The following is a 19601-nucleotide window of genomic DNA, read 5'->3' on the forward strand; positions in this document are numbered from 1 at the left end:
GCCGGCCGCGACCTGACGCCACTGCCGTACGAGTCCGAGATCAGCTGCCTGATGCGCTTTGCATGGCGCAACGCCATCAACCGCGCTGCGTTCCTACGGCATTTCAGTTTGTCCAAGGCCCACATCGTTCTTGACCGCCAGGAGTTTCTCGAGCAAACGGGCTGGAATCTTATCGGCGACGGCCGCAGCGAGGTAGAGCGAGAATTGCAATGGACTCAAACGGACTGGGTAACCAGGGTCTTTCGCCATTGCCCGCTATGTCTGGAAGCGGGTTACCACAGTTTCCTCTTTCAGTGTCTGCAACTGCAGTGTTGTCCGCTACATCATGTCGAGTTGTCGTCCAGGTGTATGTGGTGCTCGGGGACGAGTCCGCAAATCGGCGGCAAGGAGTTGCTAGCCGCCCCATATCGTTGCATGGTGTGCGGAAGGCCATTGGCTGGCGTTATGCCGAACTTGGACGAACACCTGGCTTTGCGTGCGATCGAGTCAGGGCTCGTACGCGCCCTTGAACCCTATGCAGAGTGGTCAAATAACATTCACGAAATTGCGATACCACGTGTGCAAGGGTTGCGTAGGAACGGCTGCTCCGGCGACCAGAGCACATGGTGCGATATTGGAGAATTTCTACGAGGCGTGGCCTGCAGGGGGATGCAGCCCCCCCTTATGTGCGCAGATCGCGCTACAACGAACGTGAGTTCGTAGAACTGGCGTGGCGATACCGCATCCATGTCGGCCCACGCGACCACGCACTTCGTGAAAGGTCGAACTGGCAGAAGCGAGTTCGCACCGTAGGAGCGGTTTATCGTTGTACGCTGCGGCTGTTGGGGCGCTGGATCGCCCAATTCGTTGGCTGGAGCAACGAACAACTTTGGGGCGAGATGCGCGTTGACCGCGGTATGGCGGTCGCCGCCTACCCGCCAGCATTGTTGGCACTCTTGTGCATGCGATGGCAACTTGAGCGTCGCTATACGGATTTTCCCGATTTCTGGACGTGCCCGCTGGATCGGGCTCAACTTGATGACGTTCCCATTGTTCAGACGGAGACATTTCGAGACCGGCAGCCGCGGCTGGCATGGCGCGCCATCTTCTTGGCCATTTACGCGTCTTGGTATCACCGCGTCAGCAGGGCAAGGAACAAAGAGTTATCCGCTGTAAAGAATCAGCACAGGATCGACGAATGCTACATCTTTGCTAGGAACAGCATGGTCAGTCGTCGTGGAAATATCTGGCATGAGGGAGGTGAGGTGATGGGACCGGATGAGGCGTGGTTTAACGGGAAGGTGTGCTTCCTGCGGGTCGAAGGGATGCCGATGGCGCCCTGGGATCGTGTCCGCCACGGAGGCACTGAGCGGGCATGTCAGCTCGCTTGAGACACCCTGTGACGTTGGGCGCGCACGTCAGGACTTCTCGGTGCCTTTGCCGCATTTGCCGCTTAAACCAGCTGCTGCAAGCGCATCGCGCCGAGGGGCGGCCGGGATCCATGTAAAATTTTTCAAAAATGATGTAACCATATGAATTAAAAGGAATGTTTCCCCCGTCACTGTCGACAATTGATGTTCTGGGTAATCGTCCTTTTCGTGCAAATTGGTGCGCTTTCATTTTTTGAAAGCATCCGGCAAGGTACCTGTCCCTCCTGTGAAAATTTCCAACGTCAGAAATGTGGCACGCCTCTGACCCATGCATTTGTTGTTATTTATTTAATCGCCAGGCAACCCGCCTTGCGCCATCATGCTTCCGGCTATTGCGCTGATCGTCACGGCATCGGCCATGACAGCAAACAAGCCTCGGCAACCTTCAACGCTGCATCGATGTTCAACTCGACAACAAGCTAGTTGAAGACGGATCCACTCCAAGAGCTACACTGCAGCGCGCTGCCGCTAGCCTCCTTATGCTGGCTCTTCGGGTTCCCGATTTTGTTGGTCAGTGAAATGTGGTCAGTACACCGTCCCGCTCTCTCGGTTATACGAACTTACTGGTGATCTCCAGCATGCTTTTATACAGCTGACATGCGACGCCGGCCTGCTTGACGGTCGTGCGGCAATGCTCGTAGAGCTTCTTGTCGCCAGTCACAAAATAATCGCAGTAAGCCAATGATGCTATGGAGTGCTGCAAATCCGCAGCGTCATTCGGCTTGGGCGTGAATGAGTCCTGAAGCCGGCGTTCCGTCAGCGCATCTTCTACTGCGATCGCAGGCGATGCTGCGAGTAGCGCTCTTTTGGTTTTCAGCAAAAAGTTGATTTGCTCTGGTGGCGCACTCCTCGGCGCCATGGTTGCGAAATACTGGCGATCGACGATGGAGTCAAAAAAATCCAATGTGCCAAGTTGCTGAGCGCGTCGCGCTACGAGGATGGCATCCGGCATTTCATTCGCGACGCGCTCGATCTCTCTCATATTTTTCGGACTGCGATGAAATCCCAACACACTGGCTCGAAATGTATCTCCGGCGTGGGAAGGCAGCCGGTAACTCGACCACATGTCGGAGACCGTCATACTAAACGGGACGACCGGTCTTGATCGCACAGGACCGATACGATCAAATTCGATAGCTAGGTAGCGATCGATTTCCTGCGCCTTGACTGAAAAATTGTTATTGACCCACACTGGATCTAGCTCATCGACAAAGTCGCAGCACTGTTCAATATGTTTTATATCGTTGGAGCGCGCCAACTCATACATATTCCATGCAGACAAGGCAAATCGGTAGCCGCATTTTCTTAGGTCCGCAGCGTGGTTACGTTGACGTTCTGCATCCTTCGTTGCCGGAATGCCACCCACGCTAGAGATGACATTGTGGTCCAGATAGATGGTCTTCATGGCGCCGGTTTCTTCGCTTCCGATGTATCTTGATGCCTCATAAACGCGCGCAGTTGCTCGCTCATGACTAGTTGCGCTTCCAGTCGGGCTTGCGCTGCGGCCAATGTCAATTCAAGTTCGTGAATCCGCTTGGCGAGTCCCTCGACTTGTTTTGCGGCACCGGCAGCTTGGTCATCGAGTTCCTTGATCTGCACATCTTTGTCCTCCAGTTGCGCCTCGACAGTCTTACAGCGCTGCTCGATCGCCTGCAATGCTTCAAGTTTTTGTGTTAACTGCCGGTTGTGAGATTGCTGCTCATACAGCGATTTTTGCGCATGCGACAGATCTACAACTAGGCGTGCTCCCTCTTGGTTGAGGCGCGTCACCTCGTCTTGTTTGACGACAAGGCTTTGCTGAAGCTGACGCATCTCCGCCTGCAGTTGCTGGATTTGCTGCTCATGCCGGCGCTGATCCTGATCGCGTTGCTCCTTCGCGGATTGGCGGTAATGTTCCAGGGCTTCACGGGCGTGCTGGTGTTTTTCCTCGATCGACTGGCGATGCGCGTCGTTTTCAGCCAGGCGCTCCTTCAGATCGGCGACCTGCTGTTCCGCCGTATGGCGGGCGATCGTTTGGCTTTGCAGCGTCTCGCGGGTGCGACCGTGCGTTGCCGCTTCCTGGTGTGCCGCGGTTTCAGCCTGTTGCAGTTGTGCGCGCAGTGCCGCAATTTCCCTCTGTGGAGCGCTCAGCGCTTCGGAATGTAGACGGTCTTTCTCGACGCTTTGTGTCTGGATGGCATCAATGCGGAGATTGGCTTCGTCCTGCAATTGGGCCGCCAGACGCGCCACCAGGTCTTGCAATGCTTCGCTGATCGAGGTTTTCCGGCCGTCGGCGCCGCCGTCATCCTCGTCCAGTTCTTTCAGATACTTGTGGATCGTCGTTTTCGAGCCGGTATTGCCGAGCGCGACGCGCACCGCATCGACCGACGGGTTGATGTCTTGAGCGAGCAGCGAATCGCGCGCCTTTTTGACGTCCGATTTATACAGTCCGGTGCGGGCCACAATTTCTCCTTGGTTGAAATAACATAATGTATTACATACCACGTAATTACATACCACGTAATTACATACCATTTGAAAGGTAAACTCAAGACCAGTTCGCAGTATTTATAAGAATTGATAATCAACCGTTATCACATGTCAATGCCGGAAAATGCTAAAATCGATTTTAATTTGCCGTACATCTTTCAAAAGTCGCCGTTTTTACCTCATATGAAAAACATTGATCGATACGTACAGGCCGCTACCCGGGACAATACGCGGCGCAGCTATCTATCAGCCATTCATCACTTCGAAGTAGAGTGGGGCGGTTTCCTGCCAGCCACCGCTGACAGCGTGGCCCGCTATTTAGCCGACCATGCGGAAACCTTGGCGATCAATACGCTCCGACAGCGTTTGGCGGCTCTTGGCCAATGGCACATAGACCAGGGCTTTCCCGACCCAACAAAAGCGCCGATCGTCCGTAAAGTCTTTCGCGGCATTCAGCGACTGCATCCCGCGCAGGAAAAACGCGCCAAGCCCTTGCAATTGGATCAACTTGAACGGGTGACGACCTGGCTTGATGCGGCCATCGCCGCCGCAGGCGCCGCGCATGATCCGATTGCGCAATTGCGCCACGCGCGCGATAAGGCGCTCGTACTGCTCGGTTTCTGGCGCGGATTTCGCGGCGATGAACTGGCGCGACTGGAGGTGCAATACGTCGAGGCGATACCTGGCGAAGGCATAACGTGTTACTTGCCGCAGACCAAGGGGGACCGCCAATTCAAAGGCAGCACATTTAAAGCGCCGGCCTTATCCCGTCTTTGTCCGGTCGCGGCCTATCAAACATGGATCGACTTAAGCGGACTGGAGAGCGGCGCTGTCTTCCGATCGATTACTCGCTGGGGAAGGCTCAATGAGGATGGCTTGAATCCAGCCAGCATTATTCCACTGTTGCGATCGCTCTTTGACCAAGCCGGCATTCTCGATGCCGACCAATACAGCGCACATTCACTGCGTCGTGGATTTGCCAACTGGGCGACATCGAACGGCTGGGATCTCAAAACATTGATGGAATATGTCGGATGGAAAAATATACAATCGGCGATGCGCTACGTCGACGGTGTAGATCCGTTCAATAGAAGCCGCATTGAACGCATGCTGCCGCCGCTGAAGCTGGCGGGCGAAGAACCGGACGAAAAGCCCACAATTTGACAGGAACTGATGATGGCGACATCCAGGAAAGAGCGTCTGGAATTACTTAACCAATGCGGCAACGACATCGCACGCATACAACACTGCCTGCTGGTCAGTGCGCGCACCGTGACGCCGCTGCAGGCTGTGAGCATGTGGCTGGATTATTCAGAAAACCACTGTGCAATGTGGCTACAGTTGCCAGATGACGACAAAGAATTACTGAACATCTTGCTCCAACACCTGCCCAATACGAAAATGCTAGAAGCGAATCCACCGACCTGGCAGACAAAGCTGGTCGATGCTGGCGATGGTTCCGGCGACGCGGTTTTAGTGCTACCTGATGAATTGTTTATGCAATTGGAATAGGACGAGGGTGGCACTCTGGGAGTGTCGGTCAAAAACGATCAAATTTTAGCGGTACGGAAAATGTGATACCGGTGACTGACCGGGATCACAGCGCGCGATATGGCCGTGATGGAACTCAGGGACATTCAAAAACAAATGGCGGAAGCAACAGCGCAAGTATCCTTGTCACATACCGACGCGGAAAGCCGGCAACGCCAAGCGGAAGAAGCTAGACGCATGGTTGTGAAAATACGGGTTGCGCAAAAAATGACGCGACCGACACGCAAACCAAAGGCGGAATCGGCAACCCAGCGCCTTGTCAAACTTTACCCTGTGAAGCAGTTAATGCCAGAGACAACATGAAAATCATCTTCCTTATTACTTTTACGCTTATGGCATATCTCGGCACGACCTCATGTACGTAAGTTGCAATAATTTGCCATATTGGCATTAATTTCGAGCAACATCGCGTCGGAAGATGTTACATTCTTGGACTGGTATATATAAGACAAAATAATATGCTGCTGCTCCATATTTCCGACATTCATTTCCGGGCGCCTGATTGCCTTAATCCTGCACTAGACCCTGAGCGACCGTATCGAACACGGATGTTGCAAGATGTACGTGCACGGGCGGGCAAGCTGGGCGCAGTTGGCGCGATCTTGGTTGGCGGCGATATTGCCTTCAAGGGGGATCCAAGGGAATATGAAGTCGCGTTCGCATGGTTAAAAGAACTCGCCGAAGCTTCAGGATGCCCCTTGGAACGTGTATTTGTGATTCCCGGAAACCATGATGTCGACCGTGGCGTCGCAATCAAAACTCCAGCGGTAAGAAATGTTCAAGCGGCAATTGCGAAAGCCTCTCCACAAAGAAGAGAGCGCGAACTCCGCGCGCAGTTCAGTGATTCTGACACTGGGCGGGCGTTACTGGCGCCCCTTGCAGCCTACAACGATTTTGCCAAGTTGTTCAGTTGCCAAATTTATCCTCCAGAGCACTTGTACTGGAAGCAAGACCTGCCACTGGAGCATGGCGTGCATTTGCGCATCTACGGACTAACATCGACATTGCTTTCTGGGATTGACGGTCAAGATGATACGCGTGAAAGTCTCTATCTGAGTCCGCTTCAAACGGTGTTAGATCCCGTTGATGACGTGATCAATCTAGTAATGTGCCATCACCCACCTGATTGGTTCTTGGATCAAGATGAGGTAGACGACGCCATCTGTGGGCGTGCTGCGATTCATCTTTTTGGGCATAAGCACCGGCAACGAATTACCAGGGACGATAGCTATGTCAGGTTCAGCGCTGGCGCGGTTAATCCTGACCGCCACGAAGCAGGGTGGAACCCCGGCTACAATTTGATCGATTTGCGCGTCGTCGGAAATGGGCGGGAGCGGAAACTAGAGATTAATGCCCATCTCATGCAGTGGCAGTCTAATCCAGACCAATTTCGCCCAGTAGTCACTCCGCAGGGAGATGCGGTCTTTCACAAGAGTATCCTGATCCCTGGCCAGGTAATACCTGTGGTTTTGACTCCCCCCATTCAAACTATCACGCCGGAAACAGTACCGATAGTTGATGCCAACACTGATGTGGAGGCTGCGATGAGCAACGAGATCACACGGAACCTCGTATTCCGATTCTGGAATTTGACCGTAAGCCAACGCCGAGAAATTACGCTCCACCTTGGATTGATTACGGGAGATGAACTGCAGTTACCTGAGTCAGAACGTTACGGACGAGCGTTGCTACGCGCCGGTGAACGTGACTTACTGGATCAATTGGCGCACGAAATTACAAAACGGGAGAAGTAGCAATGACCGACGACGATGTACTACCAATGCACGCGGATTTTGCTCGCTGGCATGCCGCCATCCAGTTAGAAGAGAACCTACCACGACGGAAGGCGCGATGGGAAGGGGTCGCTACGATCGTCGACGATGCGGATCGTGGAACGGTAGAGGTGCTTATCAGACTTGCATTTAAGACTCGTCAAGTTCCTGTCGCTGAAGGGCTGCTACCTATCCGTCAAGCGTTCAAAGATGCCGACGACACCTTTGAAATGTCTGGAAACGATCGTGAACTGCAGGTACTTGCAAGTGTTTGTTTGGCCGTGCTGATGGAGCGGGGAGGAGATGTTGGGGCGGCAACCGCACTCTCTGTGACGACCACAGCGCTCGGCGGCGCGCGTACTGCGGATCTGCCGATGGATATTCGATTACTCGCGGAAAACGCAATTAATCGAATATCCGCCGAGAATCGCGAGCGTCCTGCGCTCACTCGCCATACGGCGGTGCCAGTATTTGACTTTGAAAAAGCCGTTGCCAAAGTCCGTGAGATTCCGAATTGGGACGGCGTGGCACAAGCGTTTACGTTGGCTGCCGATGCCGCACGCAGTGCTGTCAAAATTATGACTCAACGTCAATCGACCATGATCGAGGCGATGGACAAACTTGTGCGCATACAGGATGAGGAACTTCAAATGCTCTGGTGGCTCATGGGGCAACGCAGCTGGGACCATGATTGCTCATTCGAAGCCGTCCCCGTTGATCTCCAGCCGCTGGCTTTCGCCAAAGAATTGGCGGAGAGCACCCAGTTTTTACCCGGACCGCCTTCAGTCAAAGCTCTGTTGTCCAGAGCCGGCTTGAAAGATCGGAAAAAAATTGCGATCCCTACTGCGATTAATGCTGCTGGCGCTGATTGGCTGAAGACTTTTATCGAGGAAGAGCTCTCGCCCGTATCTACGCCGTTGCACTTTGCGATCCAGCGGCAGATTGAAACGGGGGCAGGCGAGGCGTGGGTGCCTGGTTGGGCGGCCGCAACAGGTGTCAGCGCAACACATGCCATTTCACCTCTCATGTTTGGGATGTCCTTTTATCGTGAGCGTCTACTCCTTTTGTTCGAGTGATATATGACAGACGATAATGATAGCGTCATGTTGATTTGTGCCAATCCGGGCTGTCGTGTGGCCGAGAACGGTCGTTGTATAGAAGGAATTGACCTTGCGGCTTGTCCACATTACGGACGTGAGTTAGAGAGTCACTCTGAGGTCGGGTCAGACGAAACTGAAATAGTTGACGGCCCTTTGGGAGTCGCGCTAGTTGGTGCCGGCACTTTAACGCTTGCTGAAACATCGAGATTGTTGCGAACCGGAGATGCTCGCGTAATCGCGATTGTCGGTCCCAGCGATGCTGGCAAAACTAGCTTGATCGCCAGTCTCTACGATCTTTTTCAGGAAGGGGCGTTGTCTGGAATCGAGTATGCACGCTCGCAAACGCTGCATGCTTTTGAACACACGTGTCATGATGCTCGTGCCGCGTCTCGCCGAGGCACACCTCATATGAACCGTACTCCACGAGGTGAGGTACGGTTCTATCATCTCGAGCTTGGCGGTGGTCTAGCCGGTGATAAACTTATACTCGCATTGGGTGATCGGGCCGGAGAGGAATACCGCGAAACAACTGATGACGCTTCGATGGTCGATGCGTTTCCAGAAATCCGGCGCGCTGATTCTTTAACTGTCCTCATTGACGGAAAGCGCCTCCTTGATCTTGGCGCTCGGCACAATCTGCGTAGCGAAATCACGATGATTCTCCAAGCATTCGTCGATGGAGGTGCCATTCAAGCCTACCATCGGTTAGCTTTGGTACTAACGAAGATCGACATCGTGCAAGAATCACTTCACCACGCAAGGGCTGCAGCAGATTTTGATTCTCTGTCAGCGCACATAAGGAGAATTTTTGGGCATGCGTTCTCGGTAATTGAGACATTTAAGGTCACAGCTTCACCGGAAACAGATGCGTTGGAGCGCGGTGCGGGAATTCCCGATCTGCTTAGTTTCTGGCTCAAGCCGACGTTCGCTCGGACCCAAAGTCTTACAACAATAGCACCGGCTAGGCGCGCCTTTGCGCGACTGGTGGCGAGAGATACTTAAACGAGGTATACATGTCTGAACACTCCATCGTTATCATTGGTTTGCCGGAGTCAGGAAAGACTACTTTTCTGGCAGCGCTTTGGCACCTTATCATGGAGCGTGATGTTGAAACGATTCTGCGTTTTCACACCCTTCGCGCTGGCGATGCCACTCATTTAAATGAAATTGCCGCGCGCTGGCGTGACGCAAAAGTGCAGGATCGTACCGCAGTTGGAGGCACCCGTTTGGTGAGCATGAATCTGGTCGATGAAAGTGATAGACCGGTGCGCGTTACGTTTCCAGATGTTCCAGGAGAAGCTTATCGACGCATGTGGGAAGATCGGGACTGCGAATCGGAGATCGCCGAGATTCTACAGGCCGGCGGCGTACTATTATTCATTCACTCCGATACTATCCGACCTCCAAAATGGGTAGTTGATGAGGTGGCATTGTCTAAGTCTCTCGGATTGAATGTGCTAGAAGGCGAAGCGGTCGAATGGCATCCGCGCCTTGCGCCGACGCAGGTGCAACTAGTTGATTTGATGCAGCTTCTTCGTACACCACCTCTTGATGTGGGGCCTCGAAGACTGGCAATCATGCTATCGGCTTGGGACAAGGCAAGTGGTGAAGGCCTCACCCCACAAGAATATCTCAACACAAAACTTCCCCTCTTGGCTCAATACCTTCGACGAGGTGCCGATGGCTGGGTCTGGCGCACGTATGGTCTGAGCGCTCAAGGTGGTGATTATGACTCGGTTGAGGTAGATGCTGAGCCAATGGCCGAAGCGAAAGAACTCAGAAGCCTTGATCGTCCGTCGACGCGCATTGAGCTAATTGGAGGTGACGTTGCCAAGACGCATGATTTAACGGAGCCGCTGTCATGGCTCATGGGTTAAAACGTCAAGAACAGCCAAAGATCCATCAAGTGTTGCATGGATACGCCGACGGCCATCGTCAGCTTGTTGCATCGATAAAATTGAAACCGCGGGACATCAAGACAATGCTCTTACTGAGTGACATCTCAGGTCCCGGTGCTCGCGTCGACGAAACTGGTTATCTCACTGGATACCCGCTATTGGAGTCTGGCGTATATGCATTGGCGCGCACTTGGTCCGCACCGGAAATGCCGCGACCAGGCTGCGTTTGGACACAAACGATTCTCATTGATTTTTCAGATCTAGCGACGCTACCGTCGTTGGCTAATCTTGTGACGCTTTTTCAAAGACCGCACAGTCTCCTATTCGAAGACTATGGAAATGTGTTGACCCTTGGCGACGATTCCATAGACGTTACATTGCCAGATAATGCTCGAGAATGGAGTCGTCAAGTGCTGGCGGGACTCTACGGAAAGCCGCGCAGCCGTATTACGGCGACACGACCAGTCGGTGTAGATATCGAAAAAAGTTTACTGGCGATATGGTCTCAGCAATGGCCGCGGTTACGTCGCGCATTTCGCTTTTGTACTCTGTCGGCAGCGGATCGTTCTACCGAGGGAAACAATTTTGACTTGCAACTATTACCATCCACTGACAGAAGCCTTCGAACGCGCTTCCCTAATGCGGTCGAAGCGGAAAACATAGAAAATTCGGAAGGATCTTGGCTCGACGATACGATCTCCGACCTGCTTCGACCAGATGTCTGTGGGCTACGCAGCTTTATCCGAGAAATTGGCGCCGACGTTGCTACCGGACGAGAGACCTTTCGTTCTCTGTGTCAACTTCATCAATTAGTGGGCAGATTCAAGAGCCGACCAGACGCTCTCAACGAGGCAATTGCGTTGCTTCAAAACGAGCTGGGCACAGAACAAGCGCGCGCTGCGCGGACGATGGTCGCCAGCGCGGCACTTGCGCAATCCATTGAATTTGACGATGCGGCACTCGATTTTCTGTTGCAGCACTTGGAGTTGGTCGATTCGGAAACTCTGCAAAAGGGTACCGTGCGTATAGGTCGTGCTGTGTGGGCCCGAGATCCTAACCGTTTAGTCACGTTGTCTGGGACGGGTGGGGTACTTGGCACACTGCCACAACGTACATTCGAAGCACTGTCCATCACAGAGCTTTTTGACGGCTTGCGTCGTGCACCTGCTTTGATGCATGTAGCGCTTGGTCATCGCCCTGAAATAGTCACGGAACCAAGCTTTTGGTCAGGGGAAGCCATTGATATTGATGAGGCATTCGCTGTCATTGCATCTTCTCAAGAACTCTGTTTACCAGCGTTGGCAGCTTTGATTTCTGCTCAGCGGGACGATCTCGCAATACGCACTGCTCGCGCATTTGGGGCACTGAGGATACTAGAAGCGGTAGAATCGGCGTTCAACCAAGAGAGCGATCATAGGTACTATAAAAAATGGATCGCGGCCTCAGTGAGTGATCCAGAAGCTGTAGCAATGTACCTTTCTAGCAGTTCAAGTAAGTTCCGCGCGCTGCTTGTGGCTATTGCACAAGTTATGCCGCCCGATGCCGCGCCAAATATTTCCGGTATTGATCCTTGGTTAATTGCGAGTAGGGGGGCTATTGGCTTGGTAGAAGAAGAAGCGTTGCTCTATCTAAATGCCTATTTTTTGAGTCGCGCACTTGGCTCGCAGTCTTGCAACGCCGCCGAGCTGGCAAAATTAGGATTCGATTCTACACATTCCGCAGCGTCGGCTAGTCGCTTACCTATCGAGGCTTGGCGACTACTTGAATCACGTTTGCCGTGGTCTTTTTTATGGTTTGACTGGGACCCGTGTCAACGCATCAGGAACGGGGTTGCAAATTTGTTTGTCAGCCGTGAGCTCTCACCACTTGTCTTTGGGTATGTTACGGCCGATGACGATTTGTTCGAGCTTCTAGTGGACGCGGTCACTCGCGATAAACAGGGAAAACTGTATTTGAAGCAGGTCTTGCATGCGATGAGTCACGATTCAAAAAATGTATTTGGCGTTCGAATACAAAGTATTCAAAAGCTGCTGCACTAATCTAGTTATCAGGCATCGCTTGAGTCATATGGAAATACCGCTTAAATATGAACTTCGCCAATTCCGATTTTCACTGAAGAGTAAGCCTTTCAACGCTTCTGGGCGAGTCGCCGTTTCATCCGAAAATGGGTTCCAGGTTCAAGGAATACTTCGACGCGTTTGAAGGCTCACCCTGGCTGTCTCGATGGATACGACTCGAGGTCATTCGTTTCGCTTGCGTCCCGTACCGGGACCCTGTTGATGACCGCCGATTCACGCAGCTTCAATGTGTTTTGCACGTCGAGGAGATTGAACAGTTGGATGCCGTGCGTGCTGGCGACTGGGTGAAGTTTAGGTTCAAGCTAGATGTCAAGGGAGTTGGACAATGGGAGTGCCAGATTCCGATCTTCGTCCCGAATGGCAATCTACCGTAACCAAACGGGCCGTAACTGAGTTCGACTTTGCCATCGGACATCTGGTCTGAGAATACCAAACGGCGATCCGACATTTTGAGGTGGAGCGGGCGTTTTTACCGGCGACCGCCGATAATGTCGCGCGCTGCCCGGCGGATTAGATTTTGATCAGATAGTACCGCCGATGAATTACAAGGCACAAATCATTTGAAAACAATTGGTTAGGACAGATTTTGACAAATTCTGCACGAATCCCGGCCGCCCCTCCACAAGTACCTCAAGGAATTGGAAGAGGAGGGCAGGTCACGTAACTCATTGATTAAACTAAAATCGCGGTTCAGAGATATCAGACTTCCGACAATTTGGTAGCATAGGACTCGTGCGAATTCTGAAGAGACAATCATGATTAGTGCAGACCTGGGCCGACAACTCGAGGGTTACATCGCGAGCCTGGTCGAGACGGGCCGCTATGGTTCAAAAAGTGAAGTGCTGCGCGAAGGCGTGCGGCTAGTGCAGGATCGAGAAGCTCGCCTCGCCGCATTAGATGCAACGATTGCGCGCGGCCTGGCTGATGCCGACCTCAGTCACACGAAGCCGGCGGAAGAGGTTTTCGATCGGCTTGAGGCGAAGTATCGCGCCTTGGCCGATAAAGCGGCATGATCGTTTGACTCACAGTGGAGGCTGAAAGGGATCTAGAGAGCATCGGCGACTGCATCGCCCAGGACAATCCGCGCCGTGCGTTGTCCTTCGTGCTCGAGTACACGAGAAGTGTATGAGCCTGGCGGATTTCGCGTTAGCGTACCCGCTGGTGCCGCGCTACGAGCGCTACGGCATCGGATATCGGGCGCCAGGCTTTACCTAAGAATGCCTCCGAAATAAATCCGAACGAGACATTACCTAATTGTGAGTCCGAGATGTCACAAACCGCAAAAAGTGAATCCGAACCAACGATTAGGTAAGAGTCGGACTAAGTTTTAGGTTAGAGCGCTTTTTGAGATACCACTTTAAGATTGCCATGTAGGCTTTTGCAAACAAAGAGATTTATGGCATTTTCGTAATTTTACATAACGCAAATTATGCGAAGATATAGTAGTATTCAAGCTATTGCGTTAGATAACTGGTCCAGCTTTTCATTTTCTAGAGGGAAACAATATACGCGCCGTGGATGTAACATATAACAACAATAACCATATGCCTATTGATTCTTGATGGGACAACGGGGGTAATTTTGCTCGAACGTATTCAGTTGCTGCGAAATATAGGCCAGTTCGACTCCGTGAATGCTGGCGCACAGCTTCCATTTGCAAGGCTAACGCTCATTTACGCGGAAAATGGACGCGGCAAGACTACACTTGCCTCGATCCTCCGTTCTCTATCGACCGGCTCGGCGAATCTTATTTTTGAGCGCCATCGCTTAGGCACCGCCAATCCGCCCCACATCGTCCTTGGTGTAACTGCCGGTGTGGTGCAGTTTCAGAATGGCGCGTGGGCCGCACCCATGCCAGAAATTGCTATCTTCGACGATGCCTTCGTCGCTGCCAATGTTTGCTCGGGTGTGGAGATCGATGCAGGACATCGCCAGAATCTACATGAATTGATCCTCGGCTCTCAGGGCGTCGTACTCAATGCGGCCCTGCGCGAGCATGTGCAACGCATTGAGGAACATAACCGAGCGCTCACACAGAAAAACATTGCGATCCCTACCGTCGCACGTGGCGGCATGACCGTTGACGATTTTTGTGCGTTACCCACCAATCCTGACATCGACGCCGCTATCGAAGCAGCCGAGCGTAATCTTGCGGCCGGACAATCGGTCGAAGCCATCCGCCAGCGAGAAGCCTTCCAGGCACTCTCGCTTCCAGCCTTTGCCCCCGATGCACTCAATGAACTCCTAGCTCGCACGCTCCCTGACCTTGAAGCTGAAGCAGCTACACGTATCCGCAATCATCTGCGCAACCTAGGTAATGGCGGCGAGACTTGGGTTGCCGATGGCATGGGGCTCGTCGAAGAAGCCTCCAATGAGCATGATCACCGTGCCTGCCCTTTCTGCGCGCAGGATCTCGCGGGTTCTGATCTGATTGCCCACTATCAAGCTTATTTCAGCGACGCTTACCGTGGACTACGAAACGCTATCAGTGAAATTGGAGAGAACATCAATACCATGCACGGCGGCGATATTACCGCCACTTTTGAGCACGCCGTGCATATCGCTAAGGAGAACCAGGCGTTCTGGAATGCCTTCACGGAAATTCCCGAAGTGTTAATCGACACTACGTTCGTTCTGGAATGTTGGATCGCAGCCAGGGATGCCGTTCTGACCACCTTGCGTACCAAGGCAGCCGCACCGTTAGAGCATATGGAGCTCTCAGTGGGTTCGCTTACCGCCATTCGTGCTTATGGCGCCTGTCGTGACGACGTTATAGCTCTATCCAATGCGCTTCAGGCCACCAATCCGACCATCGCTTTCGTCAAACAGCAGGCTGCAGCTGCGAACCTTGCCGCTCTGGCTGCGGATTTGACACGGTTACAAGCGATTAGAACCCGTTACTCTGATCCAATTAGCGGCTTGTGCCAAGACTATTTAGATGAGAAAGCTGCGAAGACGGTCACCGAGAACCTTCGCAGCCAGGCGCGCGCCACACTCGACAATTATCGCCAGAATACCTTTCCTGCCTACGAGGCAGCGATCAACACTTATTTGCAGCGGTTCAATGCTGGTTTCCGCCTGGCTTCGGTCAATCCTGTCAACAATCGTGGCGGCTCGTCGTGCAATTACAACGTGGTGATCAACAATGTGCCGGTCGCTCTATTGGCTGACGCCGGCCCCGCCTTCCGAAACACCCTTAGTGCTGGCGACCGTAATACGTTGGCACTTGCGTTCTTCTTCGCTTCACTAGACCAAGATCCGCAGCTCGATCAAAAGATCGTCGTGATAGACGATCCGATGACAAGTCTGGATGAGCACCGCTCGCTGACGACGGTCCAGGAAATGCGTCGTCTGCTGATGCGCGTACACCAGGTGATCGTGCTTTCGCATTCCAAGCCGTTTTTGTGCCAATTGTGGGACGGAGCTGATACGGCTGCGCGCCAAGCAATCCTGATCCACCGCGAAGGAACAGGATCGAATCTCGCCGCTTGGGATGTCAATCAAGACTGCATCACCGAGCATGACCGCCGCCATGCCCTCGTTTCGGCCTATTTGCATGCGGCTGATCCGATGACAGAGCGCCGAGTTGCCGCCGCGCTGCGTCACATCCTCGAAGCCTTCATGCGAGTTGCCTATCCGGCCCCGTTCCCGCCAGGGACTTTGCTCGGACCTTTCCTCGGAATCTGCCTGCAGCGCGTCGGTCAACTGAATCAAATACTAAGTCAGGTCGATATCGATGAGGTCCGCGCCATTCTGGCCTATGCCAACCGCTTTCACCATGACACAAATCCCGCCTATGAGCTCGCTGCGATCAATGATCAGGAGTTATCCCACTTTTGTGGCCGCGTTCTCGCGTTCACCAAGCGTGGATAGCCAATGGAAGAATGACGCATTCATGCGCGGCTAGCCATGCAAATACCTTAAAAGACAACGACTCCTGAAATCTTTATGGATGCAGGAGTCGCTTTTATCCCAGTAGAGCTCAGAACTAGCATGCAATTTGGCCGCATTTATTTTCTCGCAGCGAGCTCCTGCGCCCTAGGACGAATCTTGTTCAGCACGCGCTGGGTTGCTTCGTTCGTAAGCCAGTTGGGTCCAGGACGATGTTCCGTCATTTGAGACAGATCTAACAGCATATTCTTTTCACGTTCGGTGGGCTCTCGCCGCCATATTTCCCATGCAGCAAGTCGCATGAGTGTATCGCTACAGCCACAACAAGTACCAAAACCCAAGCCGCGCTGCAGTCGTGGCTCTTTTTATTTATTGCGATATGGGCCTGTCAGTGCCAGAGTTGGCCGAGCGATTGAGGCGGCGCGTCAAACTCGGCCTGGTCAGCAAAACAGCAACCGTCCGCGACTGCATTCAAAATCTTGGGGGTTCCCATAGCTCGACCCGGTTACCCTCGGGATCCATCACCCATCCAAATTTGCCGAATTCCGACTCGTCAACCTTGGCATCAACAGCGCAGCCTTCCGCGCGCAACTGCGCCAGCAAGCCATGTAAATCATCTACGCGATAATTGATCATGAAAGCTTGAGTGCTCGGCGCAAAATAGTCCGAGTCGCTTGGAAATAGAGACCATGCCGTTTTTTCCTGGTCGATGGGGCCATTGGCGGCGTCCGGTTGAAATACCGCACCACCCCACTCTTTCAGGTTGAAACCCAGATGATCCCGATACCACTCGCTCAGTTTTTCGGGATTCTTTGCTTTGAAAAACACGCCGCCGATGCCAACAACACGTTTCATATCGCCTCCTTGGAGACATCTATTGAAAAAGAATCGATTTACGTGACCGATCATCCGCCACAGATATTACATGATCACGGCTTCAAAGGGATTGCGGAAAACTTGGATCGCCTAAGGTTCCGCAACCAGCCGATGCGCCAGCAGGCGCAAGGTCTCGATAGAAGAGATGCCGGGATCGCACGCCGCAAAGCGTCGCGCAGGATCTCCCTGTCCTCCTCGTCGCGATCAAAGAACATGTCCTCTTTGCGGGGGGCGACATTGGATTCGACCATCATGCTAAAAACCAGCGGGTGATAATCAATCCGCTGCCATGCATGCTTATTAACATAATCACCAAAAATATTGTAAAGTGGCAACACAAATATTGGGGGGCGATCATGAGAAATCTAGTCAGTATGGCAGTCTCAATGGCACTGGCGCTCGTCATCGTGGGCGGAGGAATTTATCTGATGGCGAATTCAACTTCTGACGTAGCGGTCGTTCATGGTCCCGCAAAAATAGAGTCGCAAAGCGTGCGGCCAGCCAATGAAAATTACGCGGCAGCGCTAGAAACGCCGCAAGACGCAATGACTGTGCAGCCGAGCCAAATCGTAAAATGCGAATCGAATGGAAAAGCTACATATACCGACAAACCGTGCCCAACTTCGACGCGTACGGAAACCGTGAAGATCCATGAGACCAGCGGAGGATTTGTCAGTCCTGACAAAAACACAATAGCTGATACGCGCGCACGCATCGACGCCGAAATCAAGACGCCGGGATTCGTGGCAATGGCTGGTGAGTCAGCGCCCGGTCTGACGAGCAACACGCAAGGCCAATGCTACTATCTCGCTGAAGAAATCAAATCAATCGACTCAGCTTCAAACATCAAACAATCGGGCTGGTCGCAAGAACAGCTTCGCTTGCGCAGATTCGATGTCAGAAACCGCATGTACAGACTAGGCTGTTAACGCCAGCAGCACAAAACGAGCACGCGTCACGGCACCCGCGCCTTGAACTGATAGTTTTCATATCTTCCCTTCTATGCGCTTGCCCCCGGCTCAGCAACCGACCAGAGCGCAACCGCGTACTTAGTATGGAAACGCGCCAGAACCGCCGATTCACGCAAAAAAATAATTCGCGACAGTGTCGATTCCGCCCGTCGCCATTCGACTAGTTATCAGCAACCAAGCTGAAGCTGAACCTGAAAGGGAACATCATGATGAAACTCTATGGATTTGCCGCCACCCGCTCACTGCGTGTGCTGTGGGCATTAAACGAGCTCGATGCCGAATTCGAGTTCATACCAGTCAACCTCTTGAACGGGGAACAGCATCGCCCCGAGTTCCTCCGCCTCAACCCTGCCGGCAAGGTGCCGGTGCTGGTCGATGGCGATATGGTGCTGACCGAATCCGCGGCGATTGTCATCTACCTGGCCGAAAAATACCCTGATAAAGGGCTGCTTCCCGCCGACCGCAAGCAGCTGGCCCAAGCGTATCGCTGGGTGATGTTTGCCATGACTGAACTTGAGCAGCCGTTGTGGCGCATCACGCGCCACAGCTGGCTGTACCCGGAAGACAAGCGCTTACCCGAAGAAATCCCTCGCGCGAGCCAGGAGTTTGTTGCCATGGCGGCCATATTGGATAAGCACATGGAGGGACGGCAGTTCATCGTTGGCGATACCATCACCGTAGCCGATTGCGTGACGGCGTATCTGATGGATTGGGCCAATGAGTATCATTTGATCGACCAGCATCCTCAACTGCGCGCTTACCTGGAAAGAATGTATGCGCGCCCCACTGCCCCGCTGCGGATCGCCGAGGCGTTTGCCAATCTTCAAACTGGAAAACCGACATGAAAATCTACTGGATCAAGGCACAGGCGCCGCAGCGCGTGCTGGCGCTGGCCAAGCATCTCGGCGCCAAGGCGGAGTTTATTGAAATCGACGTCAAGGCTGGCGGGCTCAAGACAGCCGAGTATGCGGCCCTTAATCCCAACATGAAGGCGCCTACGCTGGTCGATGGCGATTTCGTGCTATGGGAGTCTTCGGCCATCATGACCTATCTTTGCATCAAGACAGGGTCGGACATGTGGCCCGCTCACAATCCGGCTGAGCAAGTCGAGGTGCAACGCTGGCTGTCCTGGAACGATTGCCACTGGTCCCCCGCCGTCTCGCCGTTTTATTTCGAACATATCGTCAGGGCGACATTCGGGCTCGGCGCGCCGGACAGCGCGTCGCTGAAGGCGAGCGTAGCGGATTGTGTGAAATTCGCAAAGGTCCTGGACGGCCACCTGGCGGGCCGTACTTTTGTGGCGTGTGACAGGCTGACGATCGCGGACTTCCAGCTTGCCTCGATGGCGACCTACTGGCGCGAATCGGAAATGCCGCTGGAGGCGTTTCCCCATATCGTTCGCTGGCTCGACATGTTGATGCGCATCCCGGCGTGGGCCGATCCCTGGCCAGCTAAGTCGCCGGCTCCGGGCCATCACGCAACTCGGTTGGCAACGCCATCGATCGGCAACTTGGCATGATATTGATTTACGCCGCTTGCATCGGTTTATCTCGGCTATAGCGTTTCGCAACCGGCAAATTGCATGG

19 protein-coding genes are annotated in these 19601 nt (G+C 53.3%); 15 read left to right on the plus strand and 4 right to left on the minus strand.

Annotation, left to right across the window (positions count from 1 at the left end):
* The first annotated feature begins 665 nt into the window (after nt 1-665).
* Together KHU30_RS03445 and KHU30_RS03450 are read left to right on the plus strand one after the other, a co-directional pair.
* Complete coding sequence (locus KHU30_RS03445) at nt 666-1370, plus strand: hypothetical protein (protein ID WP_211441226.1); 705 nt, start codon at nt 666-668, stop codon at nt 1368-1370.
* A gap of 183 nt (nt 1371-1553) precedes the next feature.
* Nucleotides 1554-1832: a hypothetical protein gene (locus KHU30_RS03450; RefSeq protein ID WP_211441227.1), complete on the plus strand. Its 279-nt coding sequence runs from the start codon at nt 1554-1556 to the stop codon at nt 1830-1832.
* Between the two features lie 127 nt (nt 1833-1959).
* Here the strand turns inward: KHU30_RS03450 and KHU30_RS03455 are convergent, their stop codons facing one another.
* Together KHU30_RS03455 and KHU30_RS03460 are read right to left on the minus strand one after the other, a co-directional pair.
* Nucleotides 1960-2814: a hypothetical protein gene (locus KHU30_RS03455; RefSeq protein ID WP_211441228.1), complete on the minus strand. Its 855-nt coding sequence runs from the start codon at nt 2812-2814 to the stop codon at nt 1960-1962.
* Nucleotides 2811-3851, minus strand: a complete 1041-nt coding sequence (locus KHU30_RS03460; protein WP_211441229.1) for a DNA-binding protein — start codon at nt 3849-3851, stop codon at nt 2811-2813. The genes KHU30_RS03455 and KHU30_RS03460 overlap by 4 nt, the downstream gene beginning before the upstream one ends.
* A 135-nt stretch (nt 3852-3986) precedes the next feature.
* Here KHU30_RS03460 and KHU30_RS03465 point away from each other — a divergent pair, with 135 nt between their 5' ends.
* The 10 genes from KHU30_RS03465 (at nt 3987) to KHU30_RS03510 (ending at nt 16150) form a co-directional block, all read left to right on the plus strand.
* Nucleotides 3987-5042, plus strand: coding sequence for a site-specific integrase (locus tag KHU30_RS03465; RefSeq protein WP_230427167.1), 1056 nt, complete (start codon nt 3987-3989; stop codon nt 5040-5042).
* A 9-nt stretch (nt 5043-5051) separates the two neighbouring features.
* Entirely contained in the window at nt 5052-5390 is a 339-nt protein-coding gene (locus KHU30_RS03470; RefSeq protein WP_211441230.1) for a hypothetical protein, read from the plus strand.
* A gap of 99 nt (nt 5391-5489) precedes the next feature.
* The gene (locus KHU30_RS03475) at nt 5490-5732 is read left to right on the plus strand and encodes a hypothetical protein (RefSeq protein WP_211441231.1); all 243 of its coding nucleotides are present in this window, start codon (nt 5490-5492) and stop codon (nt 5730-5732) included.
* 155 nt (nt 5733-5887) lie between these two features.
* Nucleotides 5888-7183 carry a metallophosphoesterase gene (locus KHU30_RS03480; protein WP_211441232.1) on the plus strand — a complete coding sequence of 432 codons (1296 nt, stop codon included), beginning with the start codon at nt 5888-5890 and terminating at the stop codon, nt 7181-7183.
* 2 nt (nt 7184-7185) lie between these two features.
* A complete protein-coding gene (locus KHU30_RS03485) occupies nt 7186-8277 on the plus strand; it encodes a GTPase-associated system all-helical protein GASH (RefSeq protein WP_211441233.1) in 1092 nt (363 codons plus the stop codon).
* Between the two features lie 3 nt (nt 8278-8280).
* Nucleotides 8281-9303, plus strand: coding sequence for a TRAFAC clade GTPase domain-containing protein (locus tag KHU30_RS03490; RefSeq protein ID WP_211441234.1), 1023 nt, complete (start codon nt 8281-8283; stop codon nt 9301-9303).
* 11 nt (nt 9304-9314) lie between these two features.
* Nucleotides 9315-10178, plus strand: coding sequence for a TRAFAC clade GTPase domain-containing protein (locus KHU30_RS03495; protein ID WP_211441235.1), 864 nt, complete (start codon nt 9315-9317; stop codon nt 10176-10178).
* Nucleotides 10163-12238 (plus strand): GAP1-N1 domain-containing protein, encoded by a 2076-nt coding sequence (locus KHU30_RS03500; RefSeq protein ID WP_211441236.1) that lies wholly within the window; start codon nt 10163-10165, stop codon nt 12236-12238. The genes KHU30_RS03495 and KHU30_RS03500 overlap by 16 nt, the downstream gene beginning before the upstream one ends.
* A gap of 794 nt (nt 12239-13032) precedes the next feature.
* On the plus strand, nt 13033-13290 hold the full coding sequence (locus tag KHU30_RS03505) for a type II toxin-antitoxin system ParD family antitoxin (RefSeq protein ID WP_211441237.1): 258 nt from the start codon (nt 13033-13035) through the stop codon (nt 13288-13290).
* A 568-nt stretch (nt 13291-13858) separates the two neighbouring features.
* On the plus strand, nt 13859-16150 hold the full coding sequence (locus KHU30_RS03510) for an AAA family ATPase (protein WP_230427168.1): 2292 nt from the start codon (nt 13859-13861) through the stop codon (nt 16148-16150).
* Between the two features lie 489 nt (nt 16151-16639).
* Here KHU30_RS03510 and KHU30_RS03515 read toward each other — a convergent pair whose 3' ends face one another.
* Nucleotides 16640-17023, minus strand: a complete 384-nt coding sequence (locus tag KHU30_RS03515) for a VOC family protein (RefSeq protein WP_211441238.1) — start codon at nt 17021-17023, stop codon at nt 16640-16642.
* A 74-nt stretch (nt 17024-17097) separates the two neighbouring features.
* On the minus strand, nt 17098-17382 hold the full coding sequence (locus tag KHU30_RS03520) for a hypothetical protein (protein WP_211441239.1): 285 nt from the start codon (nt 17380-17382) through the stop codon (nt 17098-17100).
* Between the two features lie 48 nt (nt 17383-17430).
* On the opposite strand from KHU30_RS03520, the gene KHU30_RS03525 reads away from it, so the two are divergent.
* The 3 genes from KHU30_RS03525 to KHU30_RS03535 all read left to right on the plus strand — a co-directional run bounded on the left by KHU30_RS03525 (nt 17431) and on the right by KHU30_RS03535 (nt 19534).
* Nucleotides 17431-17973, plus strand: a complete 543-nt coding sequence (locus KHU30_RS03525) for a hypothetical protein (protein WP_211441240.1) — start codon at nt 17431-17433, stop codon at nt 17971-17973.
* Between the two features lie 251 nt (nt 17974-18224).
* Nucleotides 18225-18860, plus strand: a complete 636-nt coding sequence (locus KHU30_RS03530; protein ID WP_211442186.1) for a glutathione S-transferase family protein — start codon at nt 18225-18227, stop codon at nt 18858-18860.
* Nucleotides 18857-19534, plus strand: a complete 678-nt coding sequence (locus KHU30_RS03535; RefSeq protein WP_211441241.1) for a glutathione S-transferase family protein — start codon at nt 18857-18859, stop codon at nt 19532-19534. The genes KHU30_RS03530 and KHU30_RS03535 overlap by 4 nt, the downstream gene beginning before the upstream one ends.
* Nucleotides 19535-19601: the final 67 nt, after the last annotated feature.

Origin of the sequence: Collimonas humicola (assembly GCF_018304945.1) — a bacterium.
GTDB lineage: Bacteria > Pseudomonadota > Gammaproteobacteria > Burkholderiales > Burkholderiaceae_D > Collimonas > Collimonas humicola.